Origin of the sequence: Edaphobacter dinghuensis (assembly GCF_014640335.1) — a bacterium.
Classification (GTDB): domain Bacteria; phylum Acidobacteriota; class Terriglobia; order Terriglobales; family Acidobacteriaceae; genus Edaphobacter; species Edaphobacter dinghuensis.
In genome coordinates, this window is the sequence record NZ_BMGT01000003.1 from 463,488 (window position 1) to 483,530 (window position 20,043).

Below are 20,043 nucleotides of genomic sequence, written 5' to 3' on the forward strand. Positions count from 1 at the left end.
GGGAGTTGAATGCAGCACAAGGCTTCGTTGCTTTGTGCTGCGTTCGTGGTGAGGCCGGTTGCGTTGGGTTCCGTGTAAAGGGTGAAAGAACAGACAACAACAATGAGATACAGGGGTCTCTCCACTGCGCTTCGCTTCGGTCGAGATGACGTAAGTTTGAGGGAAGCTTCCTTTGCGATGTCTTAGAGGGTGCGTTTGAATAGCGGCGTTGCGATGAGGAGTGCTGCTATTCCGAAGGCGAAGAGGAAGAGGATGTCGGGATAGATGGCGGTGAAGCCTCCGTCTTTGAGCAGGATGGCTTTGAAGCCGTGGACGGCGTAGGTGAAGGGATCGATGTTGGCGATGGCGCGCAGCCACGGCGGAAGGCCGGAGACGGGTGAGATAGCTCCGCTGGGGAAGAAGAGGAGCGTGTTGAGAACGCCGAACATGGCGCGGGGGACGAGTGGGTCTTCTACGCGCACCATCATCAGGAACATCATGCCGTTGAAGGCGACTGAGGTTGCGACGATGAGGAGTGCGAGCTGGACGAGGGCTATGGGATTGAAGATGGCTCCGATGCCTGCGAAGAGCGAGCCGATGACGGTGAGGCAGATGCCGGAGAGGATGGCCTTGATGGAACCTGCGAGGTTGAGGCCCATGACCAGTTCGAGGCGCGTGATGGGAGTGACGAGGTAGCCCTCGTGGACGCCGCGGGCTTTGTCGTCGATGTAGAGCATGCCGCCGCCGATCATGACGGCGACATACATGGCGAGCGAGATAGAACCGGCGAGGAGGTACTTCATGTACTCGACGTAGGGGTAGAGCTCGACGATCTTGAGGGCGATGCTCTGGACGACGAGCGGTTGGATGATGGGAGCGTTGAGGGAGTCGACGAGGGACTGCATCTCAGCTTCGAGAGCGCCGCTCATGGTCTGGTCGGTGTTATCGACGACGAGGCCGATGGCGGGAGAGTCGCCTGCGAGGACGCGGCGGGAGTACTGTTTGGGGATGATGACGGCGCCGTCGATCTTGCCGGTGCGGACGTCTTCGCGGGCCTGCACCTCGTTGTCGTAGGGGACGGTGGTGAAGGTGGCGATGTTGGCGGCGATGGCGTCGAAGGCCTCGTGAATTTTGAGAGCCTGAGAGCCGTGGTCGTAGTCGACCACGCCCATGCGGGCGTTGCGGATCTTGCCGCCGAAGGCGTGGCCGAGGATGAGCAACTGCACCAGAGGGAGGGTCATGGAGACCATCATGAGTGCGGGCGAGCGGAAGAACTTTCGCATCTCGCGTTCGACGATTGCCATCATTCGATTCATGGCTGCATCCCTGGGCGCGGCGGCATGACGAAGCCGGCCGCTTTGACTTGTTCGTCGCGAAGTGCGCGTCCGGTGTAGTGGACGAAGACGTCGTCGAGGGTGGTGTTCTGTACGCTGAGGGACTTGATGGTTTCGCCACGGCTGGCGGCCATCTGCACTAACTGCATGGTGGTGAGGGAGCCGCTGGAGGTCATGATGCGGTACATGCCTGCGCTTTGTGCTTCAACCGACATGACGCCTTCGAGTTGGCGTAGGCGCTCGGGCCACTCAGCGGATTCGGTGGTGAACTGGGCTTCGACTACGTTGGTGCCGGGGACGTTGGCTTTGAGCGCCATGGGAGTGTCGAGGGCTACGAGCTTGCCGTGATCGACGATGGCGATACGGTCGCAGAGACGGTCGGCCTCGTCCATGTAGTGGGTGGTGATGAGCATGGTGAGGTGATGCTTGTTCTTGAGGTTGTTGAGCATCTCCCACACGGCGACGCGAGAGACGGGATCGAGGCCGGTGGTGGGCTCGTCGAGGAAGAAGATGCGGGGATTGTGGACGAGGCCGCGAGCGATCTCGAGACGGCGGCGCATTCCGCCGGAGAGCGTTTTCGTCTGCGCGTTGCGCCACTTGGTGAGGTCTACGGCTTCGAGAAGCTCGTTGATGTTTTGCTCGCGTCGGGCCTTGGGCACATCGTAGAGCTTGGCGTAGATGGAGAGGTTCTCTTCGACGGTGAGATCGATGTCGCTGGTGAGGGCCTGGGGGATGACGCCGATCATGCGGCGGACGGCGTCGGAGTCGCGGGAGACGTCGTGGCCGGCGATGATGGCCTTGCCTGAGGTGACGGGGATGAGCGTCGTCATCATGCGGATGAGGGTGCTCTTACCCGCACCGTTGGGGCCGAGCAGGCCGAAGATCTCACCGTCGGCTACGTCGAAGGTGATGCCTTTGACGGCTTCGAAGTCGCCGTAGCGCTTGATGATGTTTTGGACGGAGATGGCTGGCTGAGTGGCTGTCATTGATTTACCAGCTTGTCTTTGGGGACGTAGACCTCGGCGGTCATGCCGAGGGTGTACTTCATGCCGGGATTGGGGATGAGGAGCTTGAGTTCGATGGTCTTGATGTCGCGCTTGCGGCGGCTGACGTCGCGCTGAGTGGCGAAGTCGGCCTCTGCGGATTTGTTGATGACTTTGCCTTGAATGGTTTCGCCGCTGGGCATGACGACGCGGAGGCTGTCGCCGAGCTTTACGGAGTCGGCTTCGGTCTCGGGAAGGGGAGCGTAGACCCATGTCTGGGTGAGGTCGGTGATGGTGACGATGGGGGTTCCGGCAGCGACGACTTCGCCTTGCCGGGCGGCGCGTACGTTGATCCTGCCAGAGATGGGAGCGAGGACGTTGGCGTAGTTCAGCTCGACCTGTGCCTGATCGAGCAGGGCCTTCGCATTCTGCACGTCGCTGCGGGTGGAGGCTACGGTTTTGGCTGCGGCCTGTGCCTGAATGGTGTTGGCTACGGCTAGCTTGAGAGATGCGTTGGCTGCGGCTACGCTTTGTTTTGCCGAATCTACAGCTGCCTGATCTGCGCGGAGAGACGTGATGGCCTCGTCGCTCGATTGCTGGCTCATGACGCCTTGTTTGGCGAGGGCGATGGTGCGATTGCTGTCGGCCTGTTGATGCTCGTAGTTGGCTTGCGCCTGCAGAAGCGCGGCGTTGGCCACTTGCAACTGGGCTTCGGCATTCGCTACCTGACTGGTGGTGCTGCCTTGCGTCTGGTGCTGCGTGTCCTGCGACTCCTGCAGCTTGTAGTGCTGGCTGAGGGCGGTTGCTTCGGCGGCGTTGCGGGCGGCGGCGAGATCGTCGCTCTGAATGTTGGCGATGAGCTCGCCAGCGGTGACGGTGTCGCCTTCATCGACGGTGAGCTTCTGGATGCGGCCGGGGATGCGGGAGCTGACGACGACTTCGTTGGCGTCGACGGTGCCGATGAGCTGGAGATCGCTCGATCGATTGGTCGAAAAGAAGTACCAGAAGAGCCCAATGACTAGCAGGATGCCCATCAGGATGAGGATTCGATTGCGGGCGTTCATATTTTCTTCTCCAGGAATTTTCTCCAGACGGGTGGATTGTCGATTGGGGGCATTGGCATGTCGGCGAGGAGGCGACGGGCGAGCTTTGCTCCGTGTGTGCGGTCGACGAAGATAGCATTGCCGAGAAACTTTACACAGGCGTTACGCCGAAACTCGATGGTTGCGGGATCGAAGGGTTCGAAAGGGACCGAGAGGCGCATCATGGGCGCGCTCATGAAATAGAAGACATTGGAGCCGTAGGTGGAATACATGACCTGCATCCAGTCGATCTTGCATAGCTCGCCGGAACGAATGCCACTCTCGACGGCATTTTGTATTTTTTTGAGGAGCGGCGTAAAGGCTTTGCTGGCGAGCATTGGAATCGACGAGGATTTGCCGTGGTGGAAGCGCACCATCTCCTGCTGCATAAGGCTTTGGAACTCGTGCTGGGTCAGGATGCGGTCGAAGTGATTGAGAGCCAGGCGCAGAATCTGCTCGCCGGGCGAGCATTTGGACTCGAGCACGGCGAGGGTGTTCTGCATAACAAGATTGAGTACTTCTTCAAAGGCCGCGGCGTAGAGCGACTCTTTGTTCTTGAAGTAGTAGTAGAGCAGAGCCTTGTTAACATTTGCCGATTCGGCGATGGTATCGGTGCGTGCTCCGGCGAGGCCGTGGACACTGAACTCATGGAGGGCGGCGCGGAGGATTTTCTCACGACTTTTGTCGGTGGGGTCTGCGGCGGGCGAGATGGGCTTTTTTGAGGCCATTGATTAACTGGTTAGTTAAAATATTACCAGCAAAGGCAGCCACAAGTATTTCGGCTGCGCCTCACGCTATGAGGGCGGTTCTCCTCCAGATGTCGTTTTGGTGATTCGAGCAAAACGCAGATTCCCTTCGGGAATGACAACCAAAGGAAGATACACCTGAGAGGAAATAGCTATAAGACGGTGTGAGTCCCCGCTCAGGCTGGCGGTTTTGGGGAAAGAAGAGTTAGCAGCAGCGAAATACAGAGATCTCTCTACTGCGCTTCGCTTCGGTCGAGATGACGTGCGTTTGAGGTTAGATGGTCAAAGAGCTCAATCGATGAGGGTGTCGATAAAGGTGGCGCTGTCGAAGGGGAGGATGTCTTCCATCTTTTCGCCTACACCGGCGTAGAGGACGGGGAGCTTGAGCTCGGTGGCGATGGCGAGGACGATGCCGCCTTTGGCGGTGCCGTCGAGTTTGGTGAGGACGATGCCGGTGACGTGGGCGGCTTCGGTGAAGAGGCGGGCTTGCGTCAGGCCGTTCTGGCCGGTGGTCGCGTCCATGACTAGGAGAGTTTGATGAGGTGCGCCGGGGACCAGCTTTTCGGCGGTGCGGCGCATCTTGTCCAACTCTTTCATGAGGTCGGTCTTGGTGTGGAGGCGACCGGCGGTATCGACAATGAGGACCTGAGTGCCTCGCGCTTTGGCGGCGGAGCAAGCATCGTAGAGTGCGGCGCTGGGGTCTCCGCCTTGTTTGGTTTTAATGATGGGGACGTTGGAGCGTTGTGCCCAGACCTCTAATTGCTCGATGGCGGCGGCGCGGAAGGTGTCGGCGGCGCAGAGCAGAACGCTGCGGCCCTGCGAGCTGAAGAGGGCGGCCAGCTTGCCGGAGGTAGTTGTCTTGCCGGTGCCGTTGACGCCGACCATCATGACGACTTCGGGCGGTGTGGAGGGATGGTGGATGGGGTGGGAGACGCCGTCGAGGATTTGCTTCAGCTCGGCTTTGAGGAGTTGCTTGAGCTCGTTGCCGCCCTGGATGCCGGTACGGAGAGCGCGCTGACGCAGGTTTTCGATGACGATGGCGGTGGTGGGTGCGCCGAGGTCGGCGCGGAGCAGGATGGGTTCGAGTCCGACTAGGGTGGATTCATCGACCTCGCGGGTGAGGGCGATGACGGAGCTGATGGACTCGGTGAACGACTCGCGCGTGCGGGTGACCGCCTGCTTCATGCGGTCGAAGAAGCCGCGCTTCTCCGCTGATTCCGGAGTGGACACAGCTTCCTGTGAGGCGGTGGGCTGGTCGGGTTGCTGCTCAGATTTGTCGCGTTTGCCGAAGAGAGAGAATGCCATGCTGATGTTAGTTTAGCAACGGCATGACAGAGTCGGTTTGAAGCATGAATTTGGGTGGATTAGCTTTTGTCTGCGCGGCCGGAAAACTCTCCGGTTTCTGTCGTCACTCGCACCTTTTCGCCTTCTTTAATGAAGGGCGGAACGCGGAGTTCGAGGCCGGTTTCGAGTTTAGCCATCTTCGTTCCGCTGCCGCTCGAAAAGTCGCCTCGCGCAGCGGGTTCGGCGTAAGTGACGGTCAGATCGACGAACATCGGCAGTTGCAGGCCGATGGGGTTGCCGTTGTATTTGTGCAGCTGGATCATTGCGCCTTCGGTGAGGAAGTCGAGCGCGTTGCCCATCATGCCTTCGTCGAGCGTGAGGGTTTCGTAGCTCTCCTGATCGAGGAAGTGCGAGCCGTCGCCGTCGCTGTAGAGGTAGGAGGCCGGGACTAGTACCAAGTCCGGCTCCTTGAACTTGTCGCTGGCCTTGAAGGTCTTTTCAAAGACGGCGCTGGTGAGGAGGTTGCGTACCTTGAGCCGCACCAGCGTCTGGCCGCCGCGAGCGGTCGGTGTGGTGATGTCTGAGTCCAGACAGGCGTAGGGAGCGTTTTCGAGCTCGAAGACGGTCTTGCGCTTGATGTTGATCGCTTCAATCAATACGGCCATGAATTCCTCGGGGGCAAGTTGGCGGGTAAGTGCAGGACATCCTAGTTCAACCCTGGGTTAAGTATAAGGTGTTTGGCTCGACGAGCTTTTTCGTCGTTGCCTTTGGACATAAATTTCTAAAAAATACGTCTATTCAATCGAATTAGTATCGCTGTCGGTGATAGCATGGGTGCCTCTCGGGAAGAGGCGTAGTGACGGCAGCGAAATTCTGCGTCGCGCTCTGTTCGAGGAGATACGAACCCAAGGCCAACATGCAGATAAGTTCGGTTGTCATTTCGCTCAGCGTCTTCGCCATTACGTTTTCGCCAGCCTTCGCACAACAGCAAACGAACTATCCGTTTCGCGATACTTCACTCTCCGCGGAAAAGCGCATCGACAACATCATCTCGCTGATGACGACCGAGGAGAAGATCGACTTTCTCAGCACGGACACCTCGGTGAAGCGGCTCGGCATTCTGAGCTTCGGCAGTTCTGAGGGCATTCATGGAGTGGTGCAGCGTGAGGTTGCGGAAGGCCCGTATGTGCATCCGGTTATTCCGACGACGCAGTTCCCGCAGCCTCCTGGTATGGGAGAGACATGGGACCCGGCCATCGTGCGCGAGGCTGCGGGTGTCGAAGGCCATGAGGCGCGATTCATCTCGCAGACGGAGAAGTATCACCATCCCATTCTTATGTTGTGGGGACCGCAGGCCGATCTTGCTCGCGATCCGCGCTGGGGGCGCAGCGAAGAGGTTTATGGCGAAGACCCATTTTTCAACGGAACGATGGTGACTGCCTTCGTGCATGGTTTGCAGGGGAATGATCCTCACTACTGGCAGGCGGCGTCGTTGATGAAGCATTTTCTTGCCAATAGCAATGAGAAGGACCGCACCAAGACTTCGTCGGACTTCGATCAGCGGCTGTTTTGGGAGTATTACTCCGTTCCTTTTCGCATGGGCTTTCTCGATGGCGGAGCCAAGGCGGTGATGGCCTCGTATAACGCCTGGAATGGCACGCATATGGCTGTCAATCCGGTGCTGAAAGATATTGTGGTCAAGCAATGGGGCGCGGATATTCTTTCGAGCGATGGCGGGGCGGTGGGTGCTCTGGTCAAAGACTCGAAGAGTTATCCCGATCAGCAGGCGGCGGTGGTCGCTTGTTTGAAGGCGGGCATCAATCAGTTTCTCGATACTTATAAGGATGAGACTCGTGCTGCGCTGAAAGATGGCTCGATTACGGTGGCCGATCTTGACGCGCTGGTGCGGCCCAAGCTGCGCATTACGCTGAAGCTCGGCTTGCTCGATCCGCCTTCGATGGTGCCGTATGCGAGCGTGAAGGATTCGCCTGAGCCTTGGACGACTGAGGCGGATACGTCTATCTCGAAGAAGATCGCGCTGGAGTCGGTGGTTCTGCTGAAGAATGACAAGGCTACGCTTCCGCTCAACAAGGAGACGCTGAAGTCGATTGCCGTGATTGGACCGCTGGCGGACTCGGTTCATTGGGACTGGTACGGCGGCACGCCTCCTTATCAGGTGACGCCGTTGGAGGGTATTCAGAAGATTGTCGGGCCGCAGACCAAGGTGATCTACGCTGCCGATGAGACCCACAACGCTGCTGTGAACGCGGCGCGCAAGGCTGAGGTGGCCGTTGTCTTTGTCGGCAATGACCCGACCTGCGGCCCGGATATGGCGCATGACTGGACCGGCAACGGCACGCTGCCTTGCACAGTACCTTCCAACGGCCGCGAGGGACGCGACCGCGACAGCATCGAGCTTGGACAGCAGGAGCAGTTGGTCAAGCAGGTTTACGAGGTGAATCCGCACACCATCGTCGTGCTGGTTTCGAGCTTTCCGTTTGCGATCAATTGGACGCAGGCGAATGTTCCCGCGATTTTGCATATGGCTCACTCCTCGCAGGATGAGGGGACGGCCATTGCGAAGGTGTTGTTCGGCGACTACAACCCCGGTGGCCATCTGGTGACGACGTGGCCTAAGTCTGTCGATCAGCTTCCTCCCATGATGGACTACAACATCCGCGATGGGCGCACCTATATGTACTTCAAGGGCGAGCCGCTTTACCCCTTTGGTTATGGCCTGAGCTATACAACCTTCAAGCTTTCGAATCTGAAGCCGAGTGCTTCGCGGCTGGCGAAGGATGGCCATGTCACCGTCTCCGTAGACGTGACTAATACTGGAACGCGGGCGGGCGATGAGGTGGTTCAGCTTTACGTGCAGCATTTGAAGTCGAAGGTCTCGCGGCCTCGCGAGGAGCTGGAGGGCTTCCAGCGGGTTTCGTTGCAGCCAAACGAGACGAAGACGGTCGAGATTCCGCTGGATGCTCAGCAGCTTGCCTACTGGAATGAGAAGGAGTCGAAGTTTGTGGTTGAGTCGGAGCCGGTGAAGCTGATGGTTGGGGATTCGTCGGCGGATATCAAGTTGGATGCTACGATTCAGGTGCCATAGGCGATATCTTCGGAGCGAAGGTGGGTGGCGGCAGGAGCGACGACAAAATACAGGGGTCTCTCCACTTCGGTCGAGATGACGTGCTTCGAATCCGGGCTAAGCCTTTCAGAGGGTTAGCTGCACTGAGCCTGCGCTGCTAGAGTGGAAGATATGTTTGTGCCGGTTGCACCTTCTGGACATTTCTTGTTTGCGCCTTCTCAGCGGATCCACTTTATCGGGATCGGCGGGATTGGGATGAGCGGGATCGCTGAGATTCTGCTGACGATGGGTTATGCGGTCTCGGGCAGCGACCTGCGGCGCAGCGCGGTGACGGAGCGGCTGGTGGGGCTCGGCGCTCGGATATTTGAGGGCCATGCGGCGGCGAATGCTGCGGCCAGTGATGTGGTGGTCACCAGCTCGGCGGTGAGCAAGGATAATCCCGAGGTGGTTGAGGCGCGGACGCGGAAGATTCCCGTGATTCAGCGGGCGGAGATGCTGGCGGAGCTGATGCGGCTGAAGTACGGCATCGCCGTAGCCGGGATGCATGGCAAGACGACGACGACTTCGATGATTGCTGCGGTGCTGGCGGGTGGAGGGCTTGATCCTACGGTTGTGGTGGGTGGGCGTGTGGACTCGCTGGGATCGAATGCGCGGCTGGGGAACTCGCATTATCTGGTGGCGGAGGCGGATGAGAGTGATCGATCGTTTTTGAAGCTGTCACCGGTGCTTGGAGTGGTGACGAATCTCGACCGCGAGCATATGGATTGTTATGCGGATATGGCAGATGTTGAGGGCGTGTTTGTCGAATTTATGGACAGGCTTCCGTTTTATGGTGCGACTACGGCCTGTATCGACAACGAGCTGCTGCGGGCGGTGCTGCCGAGGGTGAGGCGCAAGGTTTATACGTATGGGCTCAGTGAGGACGCTGACTTTCGAGTGGAGATGATGGAGAAGGAAGACGGGTGCCACTCGCGGTTCGAGGTGAACTACAAGGGGCTGGTGATGGGGCCGTTCCGTCTGCATGTTCCGGGAAAGCACAATGTGCTGAATGCGGCGGCGGCGGTGGCGATTGGGGTACAACTGGGGGTGGCTCCGGAGCAGATAGCGGTAGGGCTGGATAGCTTTTGCGGGGTGGACCGGCGGTTTCAGGTGAAGGGTGTAGCGCGTGGGGTGACGGTGGTGGATGACTACGGGCATCATCCAACGGAGATTGTGGCCACGTTGCAGGCGGCGCAGGAGTGCGGCTATGGGCGGGTGCTGGTGCTGTTTCAGCCGCACCGGTTTACGCGGACTCGGGACCTTATGGCGGATTTTGCCGCGGCGTTTGGAGATGCGGATGTGGTGAAGGTATTGGATATCTATGCTGCCAGCGAGGAGCCGATTGCCGGGGTGGATGCCGGGGCGCTGGTGAAGGCGATTGCGGCTGCGGGCTCGTCCAACGTGGAATATGCGGGGTCGATGGCTGCTGGGGTGGAGGCTCTGGTGCGGGAGGCGCGAGACGGGGATGTGGTGCTGACGCTGGGTGCTGGGAGCGTTTCGCAGGCAGGAGCGATGATCTTAGAGGGGCTGCGTGGGTGAGTTTCGCATGAGTTCGGCATGAGTTCCTCAAAGGGTACATAGGAAAGATGTTGGGTGGAAATCGGTTCGTGACAGGTTATATTCGGGGTGGCGATTCTCGCGACCTTGCTCAAGCTTGCGATATAGCAATGAATCTTCGAAACGCGGTGCGGCGGTGCTAGATGCGCCCGAGCAGGACTATGCCCGCGAACCGAAGGTACCCAGACGGACGTCTGCGGCGCCTAAGAGAAAGCTGCGTCGCGACTTCAGCGAAGACTTTGCCGACGATTTTCCAGAGGACGATGAGGCTCCAGGGAAGCGCAGATCGCAGGGCTTACGGCTGCGGTTTCGCTGGGGAATGCCGGCGACCAAGTGGGGCAAGATGGCAGCGGGCTTTGCTCTGGTGGTGCTGGCTGGGCTTTGCTTCGGAGCTTTGTTGCTGGTTAGAGATAGTGTGATGCACGATCCGCGATTCTTTATCCAGTCGGCATCTTCGATTGAGATTCAGGGCAACGTGCACCTGACGCGGGACGAGTTGATCAATATCTTTGGCGAAGATGTGGAGCGGAACATCTTTTACGTCTCACTGGCGCAGCGCCGGGCGGAGCTGCAACAATTGCCTTGGGTCGAGCACGCGACTGTGATGCGGTTGCTGCCGAACCGGCTGCGGGTGTCGATTGTGGAGCGTACGCCGGTAGCGTTTGTGCGCCAGGGAAGCCAGATTGGTCTGGTGGACGCGAGCGGCGTTCTGTTGGATATGCCGCAGCATGGGGATGCGCATTATTCGTTTCCGGTGGTGACGGGGATTGTGGCTAGTGATCCACTGTCGACGCGGGTGGCGCGAATGAAGATCTTCGAACAGTTCACGTCGGACCTCGATAGCTCGGGGGAAAAGATCTCGGAGAAGCTGAGCGAGGTGGACCTCTCGAACCCGGAGGATGTGAAGGCGGTGATTCCCGACAACGGGAAGGACGTTCTGGTTCATTTTGGGGACACGGATTTTTTGAATCGCTACCGCAAGTTCGAGGAGCATCTGCAGGAGTGGCGGTCACAGTATCCGACGCTGTCGTCGGTGGATATGCGGTATGAGCGGCAGGTGGTGTTGCAGATGCAGCAGGGGGCAGTGGCGGCTGATGCCGCAGGATCGGCTTCCAATGCGACTTTGACCTCAGGTGCAAGCATGGCTGCTCCGGTGACGATTGCCGCGCCTCCAGTAGCCACGCCGGCAGCGAAGCCGCATACCAAAGCTAAGGCCGCGGCGAAGACGGCAGCTTCAAAGCGGAAGCATGCGGCGAAGGCCAAGCCTCATCGGGCCGCGGCGAAGACGCACTCGAGAGTAGTAACTCATGCGGCGAATTCCCGCTATCATTCTTCTCAGGTGGTCCATCCGTGAACCAGAAGCAGGAAAACCTCATTACCGTAGTAGACGCGGGCAGCACCAAGAGCTGCGTGCTGGTGGCAGAGCTGCTGGATGGCGTGCTGCGATATCGTGGACATGGCATTGAGCCCTCGCGCGGAATGCGCAAAGGCCTGATCGCGGAGTTGGGGCCTGCGGCCGAGGCGATCAATCGTGCGGCACTGACGGCGGAGCGTACGGCAAAGGCGGTGATCGAGACCGCCGTTGTGGGAATCGGTGGAACGCATGTTCGCGGGGTGAACTCGCGGGGCGGCATCAGTATGGGCAGCCGTATGCGCGAGATTACACGGGAAGAGGTGCGGGCTGCGGTCGACCGGGCGCGCAGTGTAGCGCTGCCTCCGGACCGCGAGGTGCTACACCTGCTGCCGCAGGAGTTCATCTTGGACGACCAGGCGGGCATTCACGACCCGATAGGAATGGTGGGCAATAAGCTTGAGGTGAACCTGCATCTCTCGACCTGCTCGGGCGGAGTGGCGCAAAGCGTGATTACCTGTGCAAACCGGGCCGGGCTCGAGGTGCTGGACACGGTGTACGAGGGGATCGCGGCGGCGGAGTCAGTGTTGAGCGCTGATGAGCGTGAGCTTGGTGTCTGCATTGCCGATATCGGGTCGAGCACAACGGAGTTGGCGGTCTACTTCGAGGGATCGATTGCGCATACGGCGGTGCTGCCGATTGGCGGCGACCACTTTACCAATGATCTTGCCGTGGGTCTGCATGTGACCGTGGAAGAGGCTGAGGAGTTGAAGAAGGTCTACGGGCACTGCGTGGTGACGGCGGTGCCGCAGCTCAATGAGATTGAGGTTGGTGGGAATCTCGCGTATTCAGGTGGGCAACCGGCACGGTTGGTAAGGCAGAGGTTTCTGGCGGAGATTCTGGAGCCTCGTGCGCGGGAGCTGTTCACCATGCTGCGGGACAATCTGCGCAATGGCGGTGTGTTGGAAGCGCTGGGTGCAGGATGCGTGCTGACTGGCGGTGGTGCGAACCTGATTGGTCTGCTGGACAATGCGGAGAGCCTGCTGCGGGTTCCGGCGCGGACCGGATTTCCGGTGCCGTTGTCGCGCATGCCGGAGGATCTGGCGAAGCCGGAGTTTGCGGCGGTGATCGGGATGCTGCTCTATACGCACAGGACGCAGGTGCGGAAGGCCAGCGAGGAGCAGGGGCTAAGGTCGAAGTTGAAGGCGATCTTTGCGGGAAGCTTCTAGAAGCTGCTGTTTGCCGCCGCGATTCGCGGTGGCTGGGTGCGCCCATCTTTCAGGATAGGTGTTCCTCTTCGTCATGGGACGCTCTCGGCGAGGCAGGTCGGTAACCCGTCAGGCCGCTCGTTCGTAACGCTATGGGGTGGCGTTGCACACTTATTCGAGCCTGTTCTCCAGCCGTCAAGCGGTTTTGTGAACCTTGTTTGGTTCAGCGGTGGAAAACGTGGTGATGGCGCTGATTTGAGGATGTAAAAATTGAAGAGCGAAAAGTCTTTGAGGAGCTACTGCCACTATGCCAAATCTGCCTGACGACGATATCCGTATTCACTATCACGATGAGATTCCCTGTGGGGCGAAGATCAAGGTGATTGGCGTGGGCGGCGGCGGCAATAACGCCGTCAATCGCATGATTGCGGCCAACGTCGAGGGCGTTGAATTTATTGCGGCGAATACCGATGTGCAGGCGTTGCAGTCCTCGAATGCTGCGGTAAAGCTGCAGCTTGGCGTAAAGCTGACGAGCGGCCTGGGTGCGGGGTCGAATCCGGACGTAGGGCGGCGAGCTGCTCTTGAAGATTCGGACAAGATTATTGAGGCGCTTGAGGGCGCAGACATGGTGTTTGTTACCGCTGGTCTGGGCGGCGGAACGGGGACGGGTGCGGCTCCGGTGATCGCATCGTTGGCCAGCGAGATGGGTGCGCTGACGGTTGCCGTGGTGACGCGGCCGTTTGCGTTTGAAGGTAAGCGCCGCATGATGCAGGCTGAGCGCGGGATGCAGGAGCTGCTGGAGTCAGTCGATACGCTGATCGTGATTCCGAACGAAAAGCTGCTGGCCGTTGCTAAGGACGCCGGGTTCTTTGAGAGCTTCCGCATTGCTGACGATGTGCTGCGCCAGGGCGTGCAGGGCATCTCCGACATCATTACAATTCCGGGTGTCATCAACCGCGACTTTGCCGACGTGAAGACGACGATGGCCGGCATGGGCTATGCGGTGATGGGAACGGCGCAGCGCACGGGGCAGAACCGGGCCGCGGAGGCTGCGATGGCCGCGATGGCTTCGCCGCTGCTGGAGGCTGGCGCGATCGACGGCGCAAGAGGAATTCTGATCAACATCACCGGATCGAGCAGCTTGAAGCTGAGCGAGGTAAACGAGGCTTCGGGGATCATTCAAAGCGCGGCACACGAGGACGCCAATATCATCTTCGGCGCGGTGCAGGACGAGACCATGGGCGATGAGGTGAAGATTACTGTGATCGCCACCGGCTTCAAGCAGCAGGAGATGCCGCAGCGGCGCGAGCGGATGCTGGCTGAGGCAACGCTGCCGACGATGCGGTATGACGTACCGATTCAGCCACGGGTGTCCTCGTCGCGGTCTGCCGCTTCGCGCTTTGCCAGCGAGACTGAGTTCGATGCCGCACCGGCGATCAAGCCGGAAGAATCTTCACCTGAGTCTTTTGCGGGGGCGGACCGGCCAGTGTCCAGAGCGGAGGCCGCTCCTGAGCTGATTCCTGTGCCGGCTTCGGTCTTTGACGACGATTTTTTTCAGAGCCCGGGACACAATGAAGAGGCCGATCTGGAGGGGACTTCACGGGAAGCGGGTCACTTTTCGGTGCCTGCACGCGTCCAACAGCAAGAGAATGTTCGAGTTGTCATGACAGAACCGGGCGAGGCCGTGGTTCGTGGAACTTCTTTCGATGCGGCTGGGGCATCTGAATCCGACGAATTGGACATTCCCGCGTTTCTGCGTCGGGGTAACTGACCCTATCTGGTGATGCCGATGCGGATGAGATTGTCTTAAGGTATTAGTGAACAGGAATGGCAGATTGATTGCTGGTATTTATTGCTGCCGATATTGGTTGTTGTTGAAGAAAACGGGTCCTTTATGTCGAGATATCTAAAGTCAGTCTTCGCCATTCTTTTGTGCTTCGGTCTCTGCGTCGGAGCCTATGCGGAACCGACGACCCGGCTCGCAAAGCGTCATAGCGCCGGCACGACTCATACTTCGACGAAGACCACGCATGCAAGATCGGTGCACGCCCGGCGTAGCCGCGCTGCTGTCAAAACGCGCGCGCATGGACAAGCGGTGTCGACCAAAGTTGCGGTGCACGGTCGCAGACGCAACGGTCGCGCTGTTCTGGCGGTGCGACGGACGAGGCGGCACTCCCGGTATGTCGAACGCTTTACGGCAAGTTCGTACGCGGACAATCTGACGCTGGGCGACGTGACCGCGGGCGAAGACCCTGTGGTTCGCGCGGCAGCGATTGAAGCGCTGGGCAATATGAATGGAACGGCTGTGGCCATCAATCCGGACAATGGCCGGATTCTTGCGATGGTGAACCAGAAGCTTGCCCTGTCGCGGGGAGCCGAGCCGTGCTCGACCATCAAGCTCTCGGTGGCGCTGGCCGCTCTTGAGGAAGGAATCATCACCAAGGACACCCCGGTGAACCTTGGGCATGGATACAAGGTCAACCTGACTTATGCTTTGGCGAAGTCGATCAATCCTTACTTTGAAGTGTTGGGGCGCACGCTCGGTTTCGAGCGGGTGAAGCACTATGCCAACCAGTTTGGCCTGGGCGAGTTGGCTGGATACCACATTCAAGGTGAGCAATTGGGTGTCTATCCGGACGAGCCGCTGCCGGAGAAGTTGGGTGGTGTAGGTCGGATGTGCTCGTTCGGCGAGAGCATCTCGATGACACCGTTACAGCTTGGAGCGATTGTTTCCGCGATTGCAAATGGCGGGACACTTTATTATCTGCAACATCCCGAGACTCCGCAGGAGGTTGCGGACTTTACCCCGCGAGTGAAGCGGACCTTGAACATCGCACCGATTATTCCGGAGATCATTCCGGGAATGGCTGGTGCAGTTGGCAGTCCTTATGGAACCGCGCGGTCGTTGCGGACAAGCTTCAACGAGTTTCCTGTGATGGGAAAGACGGGAACCTGCTCGAATGATGGAACGAGATTTGGATGGTTTGCTTCATACGCAAATACGCCGAATGGACGGATCGTCACGGTTTTCTTCCTGGAAGGCGGACGGCCAACCTTTGGACCGAAGGCGGCGGAGCTGACGGGGCAGTTCTATCGGGCGCTCTGGGACAACAGTTACTTCTCGCCGAAGACACCGACGGTTGAGACGGGGAGTCTGGGCGGGAATTAGTGCGGTAGCGCCGGGTGGGCGAACAGCGTAGAACAGATAGATGAAGATTCTGACAGCGGCTGAGATGGGCGCGGCGGATCGTCGTACCGTGGAGGAGTTTGAAACTCCGCTTGGTGCCTTGATGGAAGCGGCTGGCAGCGCGGTGGCTGCTTTTTGCCTTCGACAGTATCCCGCAGCTTCGCGCGTTACCGTGCTGTGCGGAAAGGGCAACAATGGCGGCGATGGATTCGTTGCGGCGCGAGTGCTGGCGGCAGCGGGGAAGACGGTGCGGGTTCTTCTGCTCGGGCGTGTGGACGAGCTAAAGGGGGAGGCGGCTGCGGCGTTGGCGCGGCTGCAATCGGAGACTGCCGAGGTTTCTATTCTTGAAGTAGTAGATGAGGTCATGCTTCGTAATGCACACGGTGAAGAAGGGTTATTCGTCGATGCGATTGTGGGGACGGGTTTCAAGCCGCCGCTGCGAGGGCTTGCGCTGGCTGCACGAGATCTATTGAAGGAACTGAATGTGCCGGTGGTAGCAGTGGATCTGCCTTCGGGGTGGGATGCGGATTCGATGGAGCAAACAGTGGAAGGGGCGTTTCGGGCGGATGCTGTGGTGACATTTACGGCTCCGAAGCTGGCTCATGTATTTGGGCATCTGACGGCGGAGACGTTTGGCCCGGTGGTTGTAGCGGACATTGGATCGCCGGATGCCGCCGTGAGATCAGAGACTGGATTCACCTGGGCAGGAGCCGCGAAGACTCTTACAGAGAAGCCTCGACCAATGAACTCGAACAAGGGAAAGTTTGGGCATGTGCTTGTAGTGGGGGGCGCGTGGGGGAAGGCTGGCGCTCCGTCGATGGCTTCGCTTGCGGCCTTGCGTACCGGAGCAGGTCTCGTGACTGCGGGAGTGCCGGAGAGCACCGTTGGGATCGTGGCGGCGGTTGCCCCGGAGTTGATGATTACCTCTTTAGCTGAGAGTCAGGGATTGCTCCGGAATCTTGAAGGTGGTCGGCTGGAAAAGCTGATGAAAGGGATTACCGTTCTGGCAGTGGGACCGGGGCTGGGGACGGATGGAGATGCCTCTGAGTTTGCACGTGAGCTTGTGGCGAAGACTCAGGTACCGGTGGTGATCGATGCCGATGGGTTGAATGCGTTTGTGGGCAAGACAGAATTATTGAAGGCCGAGTGGCGGACGCTGGTGTTGACGCCGCATCCAGGAGAGATGGCGCGGCTGGCGGGGATGACGGTGAAAGAGGTTGAAGCGGACCGTGTAGGGTTGGCGCGGCGGTTTGCAACGGAGCATGGATTGACTCTGGTGCTGAAGGGATGGCGGACGCTGGTGGCGCATCCCGATGGCAGCGTGGCGGTGAATACGACGGGGAATCCGTCGATGGCGAAGGGCGGCAGCGGAGATATTTTGACGGGGATTGTGGCGGCGATGCTGGCGCAGTTTCCCAATGACGTGGCGAGAGCAGTAGAGACAGCTGTTTACCTGCATGGCTTGGCAGGAGATTTTGCTGCCCATGCGATGGATGAGCATACTGTTCTTGCTACCGATACGGTGAAGCATCTCTCTGATGCGTTTCGTTACCGGGTGAAGGATGCAGATGGGTTGACGTGGATCTGCGGGCTGCACGGCCAGAATTTTAAAGAGCATAGGGCGGCATAATGAGCATGATGAAAGAGAAGTTGCGGGAGAAGCGCTTCAGGACAAGATCAGTTGCTGGAACGCTGGCATTGGGAGAGACGCTGGCGGAGATGCTTCGACCTCCCAAGCTGGTGATATTGCGAGGTGAGGTTGGCGCGGGTAAGACGACGCTGGTGAAGGGCATTGCGCGGGCGCTGGGTGCGGCGTATGAGGAGGATGTGACCAGTCCGACGTTTACGCTGGTGCACGAGTACGATGGGCCGAAGGTGCATCTCTTCCATCTTGATCTCTATCGCCTGGAGACGGAAGAGCAGATTGCGGTGCTGGGGCTTGAAGAGATGATTGCCGAGCCGAATGCGCTGGTTCTGGTGGAGTGGGGCGAGCGGTTCGAAAGCGTGGTAAAGCTGGCCGATGGGGAGATCGCCATGGAGCATGGCGAGGGCGATGAGCGCGGTCTGATCGTTCGCTGGCGAGAGTAGTCGCCGATGGATTATTGTGCGGCCGCGCGACCGGTGTAACGGTAGATGGCGCATTCTTCGTCTCCGGTGGAGCCGTACTCTTCCTGTTGAGCGATTGCGGCCAGATCGGCGGCGTGGTCTTCCGGGGACATGGCGACTGGGCCGTTGAAGAGCCGGGTAAACGCCGGATGCTTGTCTAGAAGAGTGCGACACTCCGCATTGACGTAGAGGATGTCGAGAGTGCCGGGGCGCTTGGCGAACTGGGTTTCGATGCGGCGGAGAAGTTGTTTTAAAACTGGTGCCTCAAAAGGGTGAAAGAGGAAGACCAGCGTTGGGGCGGATGGAAAGTCGAAGGTGAGGGCGTCCTGTTCAAGTAGCTGAATGGGGGCCGGTCGTCGAGCGGTGGTGTCGTTGGCGTGAGAGTGTTGCCAATGGCCGATATTCTGGCGGGCTGCGTTGGCCATTGTCGGGTTTAACTCGATGCCGATGACTTGGCGGAAGGGAAGTTCGCTGGCAATCATCAGCGCTCGGCCTTTGCCTGCCCCGATGTCGATGAAGGTATAGCTGTGGATGGGCTCGGGGGGCGGTGTCTCGCGCCAGATATTGATAAGAGTCCGCAGGATGCTGGGGGCGACGCCGTAGTAGGCGGTAACGTGTTCGTCGTTGGGGTGGCCGGTGACGAGGTTGGCGGCGGGGACAAGGCCGCTGGTCTCTACGCCGTGGATCTGGTCGAAGGGATGAACGGGCGTGGAGGTCGCTTTGAGCAGGTCGCGCGGGCGAATGGGAGTGGGCTTTTTGCTCATGGTCTAGCGAATCTGGATGAGGTTCGGATTGCCGTCGAGGCCGAGGATTCTGCGTCCGGCGGGGGTGATATTGGCTGGACTCCATGTGGGTTTTGCGTGGATGGTGATGGTCGTTTGACCGACGGTTTCGAGCCCGGCGAGACGGTTGGCGATCTGGGCACGAAGTTGGGCCTCGGCCTCTTCGCTGGGGTGGGTGAGAATGAGGTCGATCTTGACGCGATGCTTTTGCGGGACGCCTGGGATGCCCACGCCAGGGGCTTCGCTGTCGGGAGTGATGGCGATGGAGCGGACGAGCCCGAGATCGACGATGTTGCAGGGAAGCTCGGGATCGTAGCAGTCTCGCAGCGCCGCGAGGATTTCGGACTCGGTGAGCATGCTAGTGTTTGCGCTCGACCAGGTAGTTAGCGAGGGCCTTCAGCGGGTTAGCGGCGGGGCCGAAGGGAACGAGGGCAGCGAAGGCGTCGGCGATGAGCTCTTTGGCGTCGTGCAGAGAGCGCTCGATGCCGTAGACGGCGGGCCACGTGGCCTTGATGCTGGCGGTATCCTTGCCTGCGGTCTTGCCGAGCTGGGCGGAGTTCTGGGTCATGTCCAAAACATCATCGACGATCTGGAAGGCGAGCCCGGCCTTCTCGCCGAAGGTGCGAAGACGGGTGATGGTGTCGCTGGAAGATTTGGTCTGGGAGCCGTAAAGACCTCCGGCGACGATGCTGACGGTGATGAGCGCACCGGTCTTGGCGCGGTGGATGGCTTCGACCAGCTCGGCGGTAGGGGCTTTACCTTCGGACTCAATATCGACAACCTGACCGCCGATCATGCCGGGAGGAAGGGAACTGTTCGCTCCTACTCCGGTGCCTATGGCGAGGGAGATTTCGCTGAGGATGGCAACGGTGGTTGATGGCGGCGACGGGAGAGAGGCGAGGGTCTGGAAGGCAAGGGTTTGGAGGGCGTCGCCGGCGAGGATAGCGATGGCTTCGCCAAAGACGACGTGGCAGGTGGGCTTGCCGCGGCGAAGATCGTCGTTGTCGAGCGCGGGCAGGTCGTCATGAATGAGGGAGTAGGTGTGCAGCATCTCGAGTGCTGCGCCGAGGTCTGCTGCGCCCTCGGGAATCTCAGTTTCGCCGCTGACCATGCGGGCGGCTTCCATACAAAGGATGGGACGAAGCCGTTTGCCCCCCGCGAAGGTGCTGTGCCGCATCGCGCGGTGGATGGAGTGGGGCAGCGTATCAGGAGAGGGCAGCAGGCGTTCGAGCGCTGCGTCGGTGAGCTGTGCGCCGGAGTGAAGCAGGGATTGCACTGTAAAGTTCATTGAGGCTTGATGATAAATCACGAGTGGCGCAT

At 59.4% G+C, this 20,043-nt stretch carries 17 protein-coding genes; 8 read left to right on the plus strand and 9 right to left on the minus strand.

Annotated features, from left to right (window positions below; translation table 11 throughout):
• Window positions 1-182: 182 nt before the first annotated feature.
• The 6 genes from IEW09_RS13905 to IEW09_RS13930 form a co-directional block, all read right to left on the minus strand.
• On the minus strand, window positions 183-1,295 hold the full coding sequence (locus IEW09_RS13905) for an ABC transporter permease (protein WP_188554807.1): 1,113 nt from the start codon (window positions 1,293-1,295) through the stop codon (window positions 183-185).
• Entirely contained in the window at window positions 1,292-2,299 is a 1,008-nt protein-coding gene (locus tag IEW09_RS13910) for an ABC transporter ATP-binding protein (RefSeq protein ID WP_188554808.1), read from the minus strand. Before IEW09_RS13910 ends, IEW09_RS13905 begins: the two co-directional genes overlap by 4 nt.
• Complete coding sequence (locus IEW09_RS13915) at window positions 2,296-3,360, minus strand: HlyD family secretion protein (protein ID WP_188554809.1); 1,065 nt, start codon at window positions 3,358-3,360, stop codon at window positions 2,296-2,298. The genes IEW09_RS13910 and IEW09_RS13915 overlap by 4 nt, the downstream gene beginning before the upstream one ends.
• The gene (locus IEW09_RS13920) at window positions 3,357-4,106 is read right to left on the minus strand and encodes a TetR/AcrR family transcriptional regulator (RefSeq protein ID WP_188554810.1); all 750 of its coding nucleotides are present in this window, start codon (window positions 4,104-4,106) and stop codon (window positions 3,357-3,359) included. Before IEW09_RS13920 ends, IEW09_RS13915 begins: the two co-directional genes overlap by 4 nt.
• A 309-nt stretch (window positions 4,107-4,415) precedes the next feature.
• Window positions 4,416-5,429, minus strand: a complete 1,014-nt coding sequence (gene ftsY, locus IEW09_RS13925) for a signal recognition particle-docking protein FtsY (RefSeq protein ID WP_188554811.1) — start codon at window positions 5,427-5,429, stop codon at window positions 4,416-4,418.
• A 59-nt stretch (window positions 5,430-5,488) separates the two neighbouring features.
• The gene (locus IEW09_RS13930) at window positions 5,489-6,073 is read right to left on the minus strand and encodes an elongation factor P (RefSeq protein WP_188554812.1); all 585 of its coding nucleotides are present in this window, start codon (window positions 6,071-6,073) and stop codon (window positions 5,489-5,491) included.
• Window positions 6,074-6,264: 191 nt separating this feature from the next.
• Here IEW09_RS13930 and IEW09_RS13935 point away from each other — a divergent pair, with 191 nt between their 5' ends.
• From IEW09_RS13935 to tsaE, 8 genes are all read left to right on the plus strand, one after another.
• Complete coding sequence (locus IEW09_RS13935) at window positions 6,265-8,514, plus strand: glycoside hydrolase family 3 C-terminal domain-containing protein (protein ID WP_229739318.1); 2,250 nt, start codon at window positions 6,265-6,267, stop codon at window positions 8,512-8,514.
• Window positions 8,515-8,664: 150 nt separating this feature from the next.
• Complete coding sequence (gene murC / locus IEW09_RS13940; RefSeq protein WP_188554813.1) at window positions 8,665-10,071, plus strand: UDP-N-acetylmuramate--L-alanine ligase; 1,407 nt, start codon at window positions 8,665-8,667, stop codon at window positions 10,069-10,071.
• 154 nt (window positions 10,072-10,225) lie between these two features.
• On the plus strand, window positions 10,226-11,443 hold the full coding sequence (locus IEW09_RS13945; protein ID WP_188554814.1) for a cell division protein FtsQ/DivIB: 1,218 nt from the start codon (window positions 10,226-10,228) through the stop codon (window positions 11,441-11,443).
• Window positions 11,440-12,669 (plus strand): cell division protein FtsA, encoded by a 1,230-nt coding sequence (gene ftsA / locus IEW09_RS13950; protein ID WP_188554815.1) that lies wholly within the window; start codon window positions 11,440-11,442, stop codon window positions 12,667-12,669. Before IEW09_RS13945 ends, ftsA begins: the two co-directional genes overlap by 4 nt.
• A 286-nt stretch (window positions 12,670-12,955) precedes the next feature.
• Window positions 12,956-14,419 (plus strand): cell division protein FtsZ, encoded by a 1,464-nt coding sequence (ftsZ, locus tag IEW09_RS13955; RefSeq protein WP_188554816.1) that lies wholly within the window; start codon window positions 12,956-12,958, stop codon window positions 14,417-14,419.
• Between the two features lie 123 nt (window positions 14,420-14,542).
• A complete protein-coding gene (locus tag IEW09_RS13960) occupies window positions 14,543-15,817 on the plus strand; it encodes a penicillin-binding transpeptidase domain-containing protein (RefSeq protein WP_188554817.1) in 1,275 nt (424 codons plus the stop codon).
• Between the two features lie 40 nt (window positions 15,818-15,857).
• Window positions 15,858-17,465, plus strand: coding sequence for an NAD(P)H-hydrate dehydratase (locus IEW09_RS13965; RefSeq protein ID WP_188554818.1), 1,608 nt, complete (start codon window positions 15,858-15,860; stop codon window positions 17,463-17,465).
• Window positions 17,465-17,923: a tRNA (adenosine(37)-N6)-threonylcarbamoyltransferase complex ATPase subunit type 1 TsaE gene (gene tsaE, locus IEW09_RS13970; protein ID WP_373282823.1), complete on the plus strand. Its 459-nt coding sequence runs from the start codon at window positions 17,465-17,467 to the stop codon at window positions 17,921-17,923. Before IEW09_RS13965 ends, tsaE begins: the two co-directional genes overlap by 1 nt.
• 11 nt (window positions 17,924-17,934) lie before the next feature.
• On the opposite strand, the gene IEW09_RS13975 is transcribed toward tsaE, so the two are convergent.
• The 3 genes from IEW09_RS13975 to IEW09_RS13985 are packed head-to-tail and all read right to left on the minus strand — an operon-like array spanning window position 17,935 to window position 20,011.
• The gene (locus IEW09_RS13975) at window positions 17,935-18,705 is read right to left on the minus strand and encodes a class I SAM-dependent methyltransferase (RefSeq protein WP_229739320.1); all 771 of its coding nucleotides are present in this window, start codon (window positions 18,703-18,705) and stop codon (window positions 17,935-17,937) included.
• Between the two features lie 3 nt (window positions 18,706-18,708).
• Window positions 18,709-19,080: a metal-sulfur cluster assembly factor gene (locus tag IEW09_RS13980; RefSeq protein WP_188554819.1), complete on the minus strand. Its 372-nt coding sequence runs from the start codon at window positions 19,078-19,080 to the stop codon at window positions 18,709-18,711.
• A 1-nt stretch (window position 19,081) separates the two neighbouring features.
• The gene (locus IEW09_RS13985) at window positions 19,082-20,011 is read right to left on the minus strand and encodes a polyprenyl synthetase family protein (protein ID WP_188554820.1); all 930 of its coding nucleotides are present in this window, start codon (window positions 20,009-20,011) and stop codon (window positions 19,082-19,084) included.
• Window positions 20,012-20,043 lie beyond the last annotated feature (32 nt).